Origin of the sequence: Corynebacterium auriscanis (genome assembly GCF_030408435.1) — a bacterium.
GTDB lineage: Bacteria > Actinomycetota > Actinomycetes > Mycobacteriales > Mycobacteriaceae > Corynebacterium > Corynebacterium auriscanis.
Map to the genome: position 1 here is coordinate 2,079,247 of NZ_CP047046.1, position 12,213 is coordinate 2,091,459.

A 12,213-nucleotide genomic window follows, 5' to 3' on the forward strand; every position below is an offset into this window, starting at 1 on the left:
TCGGCGCTGCATCTCCTCACATCAGAGGGATGCAGCGCCGAATTCTATTCAACCCCCACGACGGCTTCGCCCTCGGGAGGCACTGACCACCGACTGCGCCTCACAACGAGCCTAAAACAAGGGCCTGCACAACCAATTAACCCTGGATAGCTTCCCGCAGCAGGTGAGCCGCCTCCGTTGGGGTTTTGCCAACCTTCACCCCAGCTGCCTCAAGCGCTTCCTTCTTCCCCTCGGCGGTACCACTCCCGCCGGAAACGATCGCTCCCGCGTGGCCCATGGTCTTCCCCTCTGGGGCAGTGAAGCCCGCAATGTAGGCAACCACCGGCTTGGTCACGTTGTCCTTGATGTACTCAGCCGCGAACTCCTCCGCATCGCCACCGATCTCGCCGATCATGATGATCGCGTCCGTATCCGGGTCCTGCTGGAAGGCCTCGATGGCATTGATGTGCGTAGTACCGATAATCGGGTCACCACCAATACCAACAGCGGTGGAGAATCCTAGGTCGCGCAACTCATACATCATCTGATAGGTCAGCGTGCCGGACTTCGAAACCAAACCGATGCGGCCCTGATTCGGGGCGGTTTCGGCAGGGATGATGCCCACGTTGGTCTGCTCCGGGCTAATAATGCCTGGGCAGTTCGGGCCAATGATCCGGGTCTTGCCAGACTGGCGCGCAAGGGCGAAGAATTCTGCGGTGTCCTTCACCGGAACACCCTCCGTGATGCAGACGACCAGTGGCATCTCGGCCTCGATCGCCTCTACCATTGCTGACTTCGTGAAAGCAGCGGGTACAAAGACAACGGAAACATTCGCACCGGTCTCCTCCATGGCATCGGCCACGGATCCAAACACAGGAACGGACTTACCGCCATCGAACTCCACGGTCGTCCCGGCCTTCTTGGGGTTCACACCACCAACGATGTTGGAACCGGAGTTCAGCATCCGCTGGGTGTGCTTGCGCCCCTCAGAGCCGGTCATGCCCTGGACGACGATCTTGGATTCGGAATTAACGAAAATAGCCATAGTTGTAGGTGATCCTTTTCTTCGTCGAGGGAATTACGCTTGGCTCGTGTGGTTACCAGCGCCCACCTGGTGAGCGATTTCTGCGGCGCGGCGCGCGGCGTCGTCCATAGAACCGACCATCTCAACACCCGGCAAACCCGCCTGCTCGAGAATTTGGCGCCCCAAGTCAGCATTGTTGCCGTCGAGGCGGACGACGAGAGGCTTAGGCTCCACACCTTGTTCCTGCAGGATCTTGAAGGCGCTGACGATTCCATTGGCAACCTCATCGCAGGCGGTGATGCCACCGAAGACGTTAACGAATACGCTCTTGACCTGCTTATCACCCAGAATCACGCCCAGGCCGTTGGCCATAACTTCCGCACTGGCGCCACCACCGATATCCAAGAAGTTCGCCGGCGCCGGCTTTGAATCGAACTGCTCACCGGCGTAGGCAACAACGTCCAAAGTGGACATTACAAGTCCTGCGCCGTTGCCAATCACACCAACGTTTCCATCCAGCTTGACGTAGTTGAGGTCTAGCTCTTTGGCCTTGAGCTCCAACGGGTCCGTGGAGGAAGGATCAGCCAGGTCTGCGTGATCCGGGTGGCGGAATTCGGCGTTATCGTCTAGGGAAACCTTGCCGTCGAGGGCGATGATCTGGCCGTCACCGGTCTTCACCAGCGGATTGACCTCAACCAAGCTGGCATCCTCTTCGGAGTACACCTTGTACAGGGTCTGCATCACTGGGACGATCTTGTCTACATCTTCGCCAGTCATTCCACCCTGTTCGGCGATCTCGCGGGCAATCTGCTCGGTCAGACCTTCCAGTGCAGTGAAGTTGCGGCGAACCAGCGCCTCTGGCTTTTCTACAGCCAGTTTTTCGATCTCTACCCCACCTTCCTTGGAGAACATGGCCAGGTAACGACGGCGGGTGCGGTCCAGCAGAATTGAGAAGTAGTACTCCTCCGCGATATCTGCGCCTTCCGCGATCATGACCTTGTGAACGGTGTGCCCCTTGATGTCCATGCCCAGGATCTGCTCGGCATGCTGCGCAGCTTCCTCCGGGCTCTTGGCTAGTTTCACACCGCCGGCCTTGCCACGGCCACCGGTTTTCACCTGAGCTTTAACTACAACAACTGGGGTTCCCAGTTCTTCTGCCGCCTGTTTAGCCTGTTCGGGGGTTGTCGCTACCTTTGCGCGCAGTACGGGCACTTGGTGTGCCTCGAACATGTCACGGGCTTGGTATTCGTAAAGATCCACGTTGTCTCCATTGGGGGTTTGACTGCGTTTTCTTTGCGGTTCCCGTCCTGTGGCCTCTTTTTGTACCGACGCCACGCCGTGCATCAGCCCTGAGACCCTGGGTGCGGTCCAATCCCCGAGCGTACAGATTTTTGTATGGCTGCCCTTAGCCTTTAGTGCAGGCGGTGATGGGTTCCCGAGATATCCACATAACGGTCCTGCCTGTATGCCGCGATTCGGGATCACTCTTGCGAGCACACCGCAGGATGCCGAACTGTTCATGGAATTCAACGACATCAGCAAAGTGATGCGGTTGGTGGTTATAGACAGTGACCTGCCCGTGAGGGGTAGCTAGGGTAGCCTTCATCCCTTCCACCTTGAGGACTTCGACTGGCACCCATTTTTCTGCGGGCGCGTTGGTGGCACGCAGCACCGGCCCGTGATGGGGCTTATGTCCGGGCGCTAGCACGTTGCATTCGGCTGCGCTGCAGTGTTGGTGTTGAATGTGCCGCGGGGGCAATTCCAGATCATTCCCGTTGTGCAGGCGAGCTTTGTTCCGGCTGTGGGAGTACAGAAAGCTAGGGCTCAAGGAAGCAAAGGCAAGTAGTGCCACTAATTGGCTGCGGAACACCCGCACGTGTGATTTTCCTCCGGCAGAGAAGGTAAGGCTGGTGCCAGCGCAGGAGTTTACGTGGGCTTCAACCCAGTCGTCTGCGGAACTGTTGGGCACGGAATCAGGAATGTGAATGGACATGTCGTCAGACACAGAAAGTCTCCTAGCAAAAAGTGTTCGCTCTTCCAGCGGGCGGTTGCCTCGCTGGCTGATCTTCTCCCGGAGGCACCGTGCGCAGAACGAGCGCGGTTGCCAGCCGACAAGCCGGGAGGCTTAGAATCGTCGGTCTTCTTGATCGCACAGCAGAGCTTAACAGACAGCTTGGTCTACTTTCAACTTAGCCCCCCCCCACAAGCACTAAAACAGACCAAGCGGTACGAAAAATACACCGCGATTCACCTGCCACTTTTCCAAAAATCGGCAAAAAAATAGACAGAGCGGTTTACAATTATCTTCATGCGGGCTAAAGTCTCTCTCCAACCGGACTGGGCCATTTCATCCCCGGTGAACTGCGGCCCGCAACCGTCGCGAACAACACGAAAAACTAACAAGAATCGAGATCACCCATGTCAACCAAGTACGACAATTCCTCAGCCGATAACTGGGGCTTTGCTACCCGTCAGATTCACGCGGGCCAACCGGTGGATGCCACCGGTGCGCGCAACCTGCCCATCCACTTTTCCTCCTCGTTTGTTTTCGATTCCGCAGAGCACGCTAAACAGCGTTTCGCGTTAGAGGACTTGGGTCCCGTTTACTCCCGTCTCACCAACCCCACCGTCGAGGTACTGGAAAACCGCATCGCCTCCCTCGAAGGTGGCGTGCACGCAGTCGCGTTCGCGTCCGGCCAGGCTGCGGAGACCGCAGCGATCCTCAACCTCGCCCAGGCCGGCGATCACATCGTGGCCTCCCCGCGCCTGTACGGCGGTACGGAAACTCTCCTGCTCGTGACACTACCGAAACTGGGCATTACCACTACCTTCGTTGAGAATCCGGATGACCCAGAATCGTGGCAGGCCGCCGTCCAGGACAATACTGTCGCATTCTACGGCGAGACTTTCGCCAATCCTCAGGCCGACGTTCTGGACATCCCAGCCATCGCGGAAATCGCCCACAAGAACAACGTCCCACTCATCGTGGACAACACCCTAGCCACCGCCGCCCTCGTACGCCCACTGGATTTGGGTGCGGATGTCGTGGTCAACTCCTTAACGAAGTTCTATACCGGTAATGGCTCCGCCCTCGGCGGCATTCTGGTTGACGGCGGCAAGTTCGATTGGACTCAAGAGCGCAATGGCAAGCCCGTCTTCCCCGGCTTCGTGACCCCAGACCCTGCCTACCACGGATTGAAGTACGCTGACCTTGGCTCGGCTGCTTTCGGCCTGAAAGCGCGCGTTGGCCTGCTGCGCGATACCGGCGCTACCCTGTCCGCCTTTAACGCATGGATCTCCACGCAGGGCCTCGATACGTTGTCGCTCCGTGTTCGCCAGCACAACGAGAACGCGAAGCAGGTTGCCGAATTCCTCGCTGGTCATGACAAGGTTGCGAAGGTCAACTACGCGGGACTACCCGACAGCCCGTGGTACGCCACGAAGGAAAAACTGGGACTGGAGTACACCGGTGCCGTGCTGTCCTTCGACCTAGCCACCGGCAGCTCCGATCCTAAGGACACCGCGTGGAAGTTCATCGATGCCCTCAAGCTGCACTCCAATCTGGCTAACGTCGGCGACGTGCGTTCCCTCGTGGTCCACCCCGCGACCACCACCCACTCCCAGTCGACCGAGGAAAACCTGGCCTCCGCCGGAGTGTCCCAGGCCACGGTTCGCCTGTCGGTGGGCATTGAGGATATCGACGACATCATCAACGACCTGCGCCAAGCCTTCGACGCGATTTAACGACCCCCACCCCCAGCGACCCCTGCTTTCCCATCATGCGCTCCGAATTACTCCCACCCAATGGCGGCTCGTCCATCATCGAGATCGGCGATGTTGTCACCGAGGGTGGGGTCACTATTCCCGCCGCTCGGTTGTGCCTGCATGCCTTTTATGACGACGCCCACGGCTGCCCCACCGAAGCCGCCCGTCGGCCAATCATTCTCATCGAGCACGCGCTGACCGGCGATGGGAACGCGATGGATTGGTGGTCAGACAATGTGGGCCCCGGCAAGCCCATTGACACGGAACGCTACCTAGTGCTGTGCGCCAATGTGCTGGGAGGGTGCCAAGGCTCCACCGGTCCGGCCAGTTTGCATGCTGACGGCCGCGCCTGGGGATCACGATTCCCCGGCCTGTCCATCAGGGATATGGTGCAAGCGGAAAACCAGTTGCTGGAAGCGATGGGCGTCGAGAAAATAGCTGCCGTTATCGGTGCTTCGATGGGAGGGGCTAGGGTGCTGGAGTGGACGCTAATGTTCCCCTCCAAAGTCACCAGCGCACTGGCGATTGCCGTTTCAGCGCGCGCGAGCGCCTGGCAGATCGGCATTCAGTCCAGCCAGATTCGCTTTATCGAGGCCGATCCGGACTGGCAGGGCGGCGATTACTACGGAACCGGCCGTGAGCCCAATGAAGGAATGGGGCAGGCGCGGCGCATTGCGCACCTGACCTATCGCGGTGAGTTAGAAGTCGACGAGCGATTCGGCACCGATCCGCAACGGGGCGAAAATCCCTATGGCCCGTATCGTCGAAGCGACCAGCGTTTTTCCGTGGAGAGCTATCTGGATCGGCAGGCCGAGAAGCTGAAGGAGCGCTTCGACGCGGGCAGTTATGTGGTGCTGACCGATGCGCTCAACCGGCACGATGTGGGCCGTGGGCGCGGTGGGATGAATGCGGCGTTGGGCTCCAGCCAAGTGCCCACCATGGTGGTGGGGGTGGATACCGACATTTTGTATCCGTTCCACCAGCAGGAGCACCTGTCACGCAACTTGGGCGACTTCATCGGGTTATCCAAAATCACGTCTCCAACGGGGCACGATGGGTTCCTCATCGAATCGCGGCAAATGGGGCAGGTGCTGGAGAAGTTCCTACGGAAAGCAGAGCTACTCGGCGAGGTAGTCGAGTAGCTGGGGCGCCGGGGCGGAAGCGGTCGCACCGGGACGGAAGCGGGTGCGCCGGGGCGTGAGCACCCGAGGCTGAAGTGTGGTGGCGTTGCCACGGCGTGGCTACCCGCGGCCCAAGCGGTGCAGCGGTGCAGCGGTGCAGCGGTGCTCGCACCAACTAACTTCCTAGCGATTCCACACCGAGGGCAATCCACATCATCGCTAAACCTAAGGTCGCGCTGAAGATTGAATCGAATTTACGAGAACGAACCGCGAGCACGCCGAGAATTCGGGAATCAACCAGCCAGCGGATCACGGCCAAATACACCAGCGCCAACCCCAAAATGAATACGCCCCGGCGCCAGTGGTTCATCACAATAAGCCCGAAGACGACAATGAGTAAGCCCGCGAAACCGTAAATCAATCCGCGTTGCAGCGAGGCCCGCAGAGGGGACGGCGGCACAGCCCGATCGTGGGGGTTGGCCAAAAGATGCTCTCGCACTCCCCCGATCCGCGCATGGGCGGAATGCTGATGGGGAGTGTGCGGAGAGTTGGGCGACATAGCTAACCGATCTGTTTTCTATGGAACTGCTGCTGTGCTTTTTGGGTTCAGGGGGCGTGCTGCTCCGCGACTGGTACATTCCTCATCCGGGTGTTGTCCCGCCGCGGGTTCGAACCTCCGAGCTACTGCTGCACCAGGAGCTCCGCACGTTCTACCACGTTGCGCACCAAGAAAGCGCGGGTCAGCGGGCCCACACCACCTGGGTTTGGGGAGATCGCTCCGGCGACTTCCCACACGTCAGGGTGTACGTCACCTGCAAGCTTGCCGTCTTCACCGCGGGAAACACCGACGTCGAGAATGGCTGCACCGGGCTTGACCATATCGGCCGTGAGCATGTGGGGCACGCCAGCAGCGGCAACAATGACATCCGCATTGATGGTCTCTGCCTTCAGGTCCCTCGTACCGGTATGACACAGGGTAACGGTGGAGTTCTCGCTGCGGCGGGTGAGCATCAATCCAATGGGCCGACCAACCGTGACACCACGCCCGATCACGACAACCTTGGCGCCATTGAGTTCAACATCGAACCGGCGCAACAAGCTGATCGCACCATTTGGGGTACAAGGCAATGGCGCCGGCTCGTTGAGAACCAGCTTGCCCAGGTTGACCGGGTGCAACCCATCGGCATCCTTCGCGGGATCGATGCGCTCTAGCACCGCGTTTTCGTCCAAGTGCTTGGGCAGCGGAAGCTGCACGATGTACCCGGTGCAGGCATCGTCAGCATTGAGCTCATCAATTACGGCATTGAGCTCTTCTTGCGTAACGTCCGCTGGCAGGTCACGGCGGATCGAGTTAACACCAATCTGCTCGCAGTCCTTGTGCTTCATGCGCACGTAGGAGTGACTAGCTGGGTCATCCCCCACCAGCACAGTTGCCAGTCCTGGCGTGATTCCCTTGCCCTTTAGCGCCTTCACTCGGTCGGCGAGATCAGCGAAGATCTCATCGCGGTACAGTTTTCCGTCCAATTTAGTTGCAGCCATAGTTACTAATTATTCCACTTCCGGGCGGCGAATCCACCTTGAGCCCTTCCAACGACCTGCATCCAATCCCATTCCCTACCTTCATCCTCCGCCGCGTGCCCAGTCTCTACCTTCATCCACCGCATCCCTTCTCCGCCATCACTCCCATCCTCTGCGGCACCAGCAATGTCGGATTAGCAGAACGAAAATCGTGGACGGGTTGGTGAGGTTAAGCGGTTGTCGAATTAGCAGAACGAAACGCAAGAAACGGCTGCGCACATGTCGAAGAAGCAGAATGAAACGACTGCGAAACGATGATTTTTGTGCATCTCGTTCTGTTTGTTGAACGTGTTTTGCGTTTTGAAACGCGTTTCGCATTTCGAACATGTTTTGCGTTTTGAAACGCGTTTCGCATTTCGAACGCGTTCTGCACACCCCACCGCCGGAAGAAAGCCGAACCTAATCCACGTGAAATGTCTCACGGATTCAGGCGAGGAAGATACTCATCACACCACGGGCAAGAAAGACGCTGACTGTGGAATGAAGTACTAGTGCTGCCAGTCACGCACTTGTATGAACCGTCACCCTTGCTTATTTCGATTCCGATACGCCTGTGCGTGAGTACGCGCAGCGCAATTCGTGCCCTCGCAAAATTTTCGCGACTTATTCTTGGATAAATCAACAAGGTATCGCTCGCACCCAGGGCGGGCACAACGCCGGAATCTGTCGATCCCACCCTGCGGTAAGAATCCCAGTAGGCCCAGCCCTGCCTCTACGCGGATGCGCGAAACAGCATCCGCGCTGTCTGCCGCCCAGTCGATGTGCCAATCCAGATCGTCATGGCGACTGAGATACGGGCGAACACTCAGCACCGCAATTAAACTATTCGTTCGTTCAACGGCGCTTTCCATGTCGGGCGCGTCCACAATGGCTCGAAGTTCCGCACGTAACTCCTTGATCTCGCGGTTCCATGTCCGTCCGTTTTTCATGCTTCCTTCGTCAACGCGAAACAAACAATGATCAGCTACGAAGTGCTGCAACCAGCCAGGAGAATCGACAACATCCTCGTTATCCTCACCCGGCTGGGTTCCGTTCGAACCGGCACTATCTGTCTGAGCGCCGTTAGATTTCCCAGTACCCGGCTGGGTCCCACGTGTAGTGGCAACGCTTGGTTGGTTCACGCCCGGCTGGACAGCTCCCACAACCCCCGGGTCCGTGTTAACCAAATCCATGACCAAGGCCATACGAGGTGCGACGTCATGAGTAAAAAGCATGTTGACACCTTACCTAATCCCATGTTTCAATGTTCCCTCGTCATTAGCAAAATCGTTTTTTGATACTCACACATAGGTCCTCAATGAAATCTACGGCTCACCCCAGCTCCACGTCATCGAGCAACCCGGCTCACCCCAGCTCCTCCTCACCCAGCAACCCGGCACACGACCGTGTAAAGCCCCCAGAACATCCCAGGACTCGCCCCAGCATGATCGTGGCCATCCTCGCCGTGCTAGCAGTGGGGTTGAATCTGCGACCGGGAATCACGGGCGTCGCTTTTGTTTTGCCCGGCATAACCGAGGACTTCCACCTCGGATCTACAGCTGCGGGGCTCTTAACAACGGTGCCAATTTTGGCGTTCGTTTTCCTCTCGTCATCCGCGCCCCGCTGGGGGCACAAATTCGGAGTAGCCCGCTGCATCATGGTTTCGTTGCTTGTGCTGCTACTCGGATTCACTGTGCGACTCATCCCCGCAGTGACTGCTCTATACATCGGCATGGCTGTCGTTGGCGTAGCCATCACCATCGGGAATGTGCTGCTGCCGACGTACATCAAACACGCCTATCACCAACAAGCAGGTACGCTCACCGCGGTTTACACCGTGTCCTTATTCCTAGGCCCATTGCTGGCCGCACTTGGAACCATCCCACTGACGAATGCCTTAGGATCATGGCGTTGGGGCCTATTCGCCTGGGCCGGACTGATCTTGATTGCGATCCCCCTATGGTTGCCTCACATGCGAGCCGACGGAAAGGGGATGCGCGGCCAAGGCGCCAAGCATCCTTCCAGTCGCCCGCTGTGGTCCAACCCCATCACGTGGGCAGTGACTACTTATTTCGCAATCCTGTCGGTCTTGTTCTACACCATTTCCGCATGGCTGCCCACCATCCTGACCGACCGCGGGATCCCGTTGGAACGCGGATCCAGCATGCTGGCAATCATCAACTTCACCGCCATTCCCCTGGCCCTATTGATCTCCCTGCGCGTCCACAACAGCGGCTCGCAGCGCTGGGCCACCGTCACCGGTTCCGCACTGTTGGCCACAGGTATCTTAGGTATGATCATCGCCCCCACCAGCACGATCGCCATATGGGCAATCGTGTTCGGCATGGGTAACGGTGTAGCAACTGGGGTGGGCTTTTCCCTACCCCTCTTGCGCTCCGCAAACGGCCCAACAACCGCCACCCTCGCTGCTCTTTCCCAAACAGCGGGCTACACCTTGTCTGCCATGGGACCGATCACAGCTGGCTTCCTGCACGATCAGACAAATGACTGGATGGTGGTGCTGTGGGTACTATTCGGCATGCTCATCATCCAAGGAATTGCAGGCATGATCGCGGGCAGGAATATCTCTTTAGACATCACGGGGAATAGCGGGCAAACCGTCGCAAAGTCCTAAATCCAGGAACAGTCACCGGTTCCACCACACAGCAAGCGCCTAACCCCGCGCACAAATGCTTGTGTGTTGGCGCGGGTGTGCAGCACGCGGAGGCAGTGCCTAACCCCGCGCGCACAAATGCTTGGCTCGCCTTACTCACCGCCAGGGAATCCCATCTGCCGCCATGCTTCATAGGTCGCTACGGCCGCCGCATTGGATAGATTCATGCTCCGGCGCCCTGGAAGCATTGGGATCCTCACCCACTGTGTGACCCGCGGATCATGGAGGACGTCCGGATCCAGCCCCGTCGGCTCTGGACCGAACAACAACACATCCCCCGGCTGATACGTCACATCGGTAAACCACACATCCGCTTTCGTGGTGAAAGCGAAAACCCGACTGGGAGCTCTGGTGGGGCGGCGAGGGGCGCCGTTGGAAGAATCCCCAGCGACCGCAGTGCTAGCCCCCGCGCCAGCAGAAGAAGCCCCAGTTCCGCGCAAAGAAGCCCCCGCGCCAGCAGAGGAAGCAGGCGCCCCACACAGGGAATCGAATGCGTCCCACACCGAATCGTGCAGGTGAACATCGGCAAGGTCGTGGTAGTCCAACCCGGCGCGGCGCACGTGCTTTTCCTCGAAGTTGAACCCCAGCGGTCCCGCGAGGTGCAGCGATGCCCCCGTCCCCGCACACATCCGAATTGCGTTGCCGGTATTCGGCGGAATCTGCGGACGGTCGAAAAGGACGTGCAACCCGCCGTGTTCACTCATCGGGGAACCTTTCACATGACATAAGAAAACTGTTGCCTACGGGGAAGCCAAAGCGTGAGCCCTAGAAAACCCAGTATGGCAATTTTGTGTAGAACGGTAGCCATGACTGATTCTCAATCTCGCGCTCACCGCACCCATGATGTCGTATTGTTCGGCGCCACGGGATTCGTCGGAAAGCTTACCGCCATCTACCTTGCCGACCGCGCACCGGAGGGCACACGGATCGCGTTGGCGGGTCGCGATGAACAAAAACTGGAACAGACCAGGAACGAGATCGCCGCTCAGTACCCTCGCGCAGCCGAGTTCCCGCTCGTTGTCGCGGACTCCACCGATTCGGCCTCGCTTCAGGCCATGGCAGAATCGACCCGCGTGGTGATCACCACCGTGGGACCTTATCTGCGCTTCGGCGAGAAGCTCACCGCAGCCTGTGCCACCGCGGGCACCCACTATGTGGATCTGTGTGGCGAAACGCTGTTCATGCGCCAGACCATCGACAATCACAACTCCACCGCCCAAGCCACGGGCGCCCGCATCGTCCAATCGTGTGGCTTTGACTCTGTCCCCTCCGATATCGGAATGTTGCTGTTGCACGAGGAAGCCAAGAAGCACTCGCCTTCTCAATTGGACGACGCCACGCTGATCGTGAAGATGAAGGGTGGCTTGTCTGGCGGCACTGTCGACTCCATCCGCAATCAGTTTGCCGAGGTCGATAAGAACCCGAAGCTGGGGAAACTGCTGGCAGATCCCTACACCACCTCCCCCGACCGCGATGCGGAGCCGGACTTGGGGGCGCAGCCTGACCACGGTTTTGTATCCCTCGATGAGTACGGCGAGAAGGGCGGGTTTGCGGGCCCGTTTGTCATGGCCAGCTGCAACACCCGCGTGGTGCGCCGTTCCAACGCTTTGCTGGGTTTCGCTTACGGTCCACGTTTGCGCTACCGCGAGTTCATGTATACGGGCAAGGGACTCAAGGGGCGCGCGACGAGCTACGCGATTGGCGCCGCCCTTGGCGTGGGCATCAAGTTGATTCAAAATGAGAAATTGCGGCCGAAACTGGCGCGGTGGATCCCGGAACCGGGTGAAGGGCCGGACGAAGCCTCGCGTGAAAACGGGTTCTTCCGAACCACCCACTATGGCACCCTCAGCGATGGCACCCGGATTCGCTCCTCCATGGAGATGCAAGCTGATCCCGGTTACAAAGGCACGTCCTTGCTGCTGGGCGAGGCCGCCTTGACCTTGGCGCTGCACGAGGATGAGTTGCCGAAGGTCGGCGACAGCGAAACTGGCGGTGGTGTGCTCACGCCGGCTACGGGTCTGGGGATGCCTTATGTTCGACGGTTGCGCGAAGCTGGTGTGAAACTCGGCACCGCGTAGCCTTGGGGGTTGATC

11 protein-coding genes and 1 riboswitch are annotated in these 12,213 nt (G+C 58.8%); of the genes, 4 read left to right on the forward strand and 7 right to left on the reverse strand.

Annotated features, from left to right (window positions below; all coding sequences use genetic code 11):
- Positions 1–136: 136 nt before the first annotated feature.
- The 3 genes from sucD to CAURIC_RS08845 form a co-directional block, all read right to left on the reverse strand.
- Positions 137–1,024 (reverse strand): succinate--CoA ligase subunit alpha, encoded by an 888-nt coding sequence (gene sucD, locus CAURIC_RS08835; RefSeq protein ID WP_070433737.1) that lies wholly within the window; start codon positions 1,022–1,024, stop codon positions 137–139.
- A 33-nt stretch (positions 1,025–1,057) separates the two neighbouring features.
- Positions 1,058–2,263 (reverse strand): ADP-forming succinate--CoA ligase subunit beta, encoded by a 1,206-nt coding sequence (gene sucC / locus CAURIC_RS08840; RefSeq protein WP_035113768.1) that lies wholly within the window; start codon positions 2,261–2,263, stop codon positions 1,058–1,060.
- 145 nt (positions 2,264–2,408) lie between these two features.
- Entirely contained in the window at positions 2,409–3,008 is a 600-nt protein-coding gene (locus CAURIC_RS08845) for a hypothetical protein (RefSeq protein WP_156963427.1), read from the reverse strand.
- Between the two features lie 21 nt (positions 3,009–3,029).
- Positions 3,030–3,152, reverse strand: a riboswitch (SAM riboswitch).
- A 269-nt stretch (positions 3,153–3,421) separates the two neighbouring features.
- Between CAURIC_RS08845 and CAURIC_RS08850 the strand changes: the two genes are divergently transcribed.
- Together CAURIC_RS08850 and metX are read left to right on the forward strand one after the other, a co-directional pair.
- Entirely contained in the window at positions 3,422–4,747 is a 1,326-nt protein-coding gene (locus CAURIC_RS08850) for an O-acetylhomoserine/O-acetylserine sulfhydrylase (protein WP_035113764.1), read from the forward strand.
- Positions 4,748–4,782: 35 nt separating this feature from the next.
- The gene (gene metX / locus CAURIC_RS08855) at positions 4,783–5,910 is read left to right on the forward strand and encodes a homoserine O-acetyltransferase MetX (protein ID WP_035113762.1); all 1,128 of its coding nucleotides are present in this window, start codon (positions 4,783–4,785) and stop codon (positions 5,908–5,910) included.
- A 154-nt stretch (positions 5,911–6,064) separates the two neighbouring features.
- On the opposite strand, the gene CAURIC_RS08860 is transcribed toward metX, so the two are convergent.
- The 3 genes from CAURIC_RS08860 to CAURIC_RS08870 form a co-directional block, all read right to left on the reverse strand.
- The gene (locus CAURIC_RS08860; protein ID WP_035113760.1) at positions 6,065–6,448 is read right to left on the reverse strand and encodes a DUF3017 domain-containing protein; all 384 of its coding nucleotides are present in this window, start codon (positions 6,446–6,448) and stop codon (positions 6,065–6,067) included.
- 122 nt (positions 6,449–6,570) lie between these two features.
- Positions 6,571–7,428, reverse strand: coding sequence for a bifunctional methylenetetrahydrofolate dehydrogenase/methenyltetrahydrofolate cyclohydrolase (locus CAURIC_RS08865; RefSeq protein ID WP_035113756.1), 858 nt, complete (start codon positions 7,426–7,428; stop codon positions 6,571–6,573).
- A gap of 560 nt (positions 7,429–7,988) precedes the next feature.
- On the reverse strand, positions 7,989–8,681 hold the full coding sequence (locus CAURIC_RS08870; protein WP_052094957.1) for a CGNR zinc finger domain-containing protein: 693 nt from the start codon (positions 8,679–8,681) through the stop codon (positions 7,989–7,991).
- A gap of 83 nt (positions 8,682–8,764) precedes the next feature.
- On the opposite strand from CAURIC_RS08870, the gene CAURIC_RS08875 reads away from it, so the two are divergent.
- On the forward strand, positions 8,765–10,081 hold the full coding sequence (locus tag CAURIC_RS08875; RefSeq protein ID WP_290182532.1) for an MFS transporter: 1,317 nt from the start codon (positions 8,765–8,767) through the stop codon (positions 10,079–10,081).
- A gap of 131 nt (positions 10,082–10,212) precedes the next feature.
- Here the strand turns inward: CAURIC_RS08875 and CAURIC_RS08880 are convergent, their stop codons facing one another.
- Complete coding sequence (locus CAURIC_RS08880) at positions 10,213–10,824, reverse strand: tRNA (cytidine(34)-2'-O)-methyltransferase (protein ID WP_035113747.1); 612 nt, start codon at positions 10,822–10,824, stop codon at positions 10,213–10,215.
- 102 nt (positions 10,825–10,926) lie between these two features.
- Here CAURIC_RS08880 and CAURIC_RS08885 point away from each other — a divergent pair, with 102 nt between their 5' ends.
- On the forward strand, positions 10,927–12,198 hold the full coding sequence (locus CAURIC_RS08885) for a saccharopine dehydrogenase family protein (protein ID WP_035113744.1): 1,272 nt from the start codon (positions 10,927–10,929) through the stop codon (positions 12,196–12,198).
- The last annotated feature ends 15 nt before the right edge of the window (positions 12,199–12,213 follow it).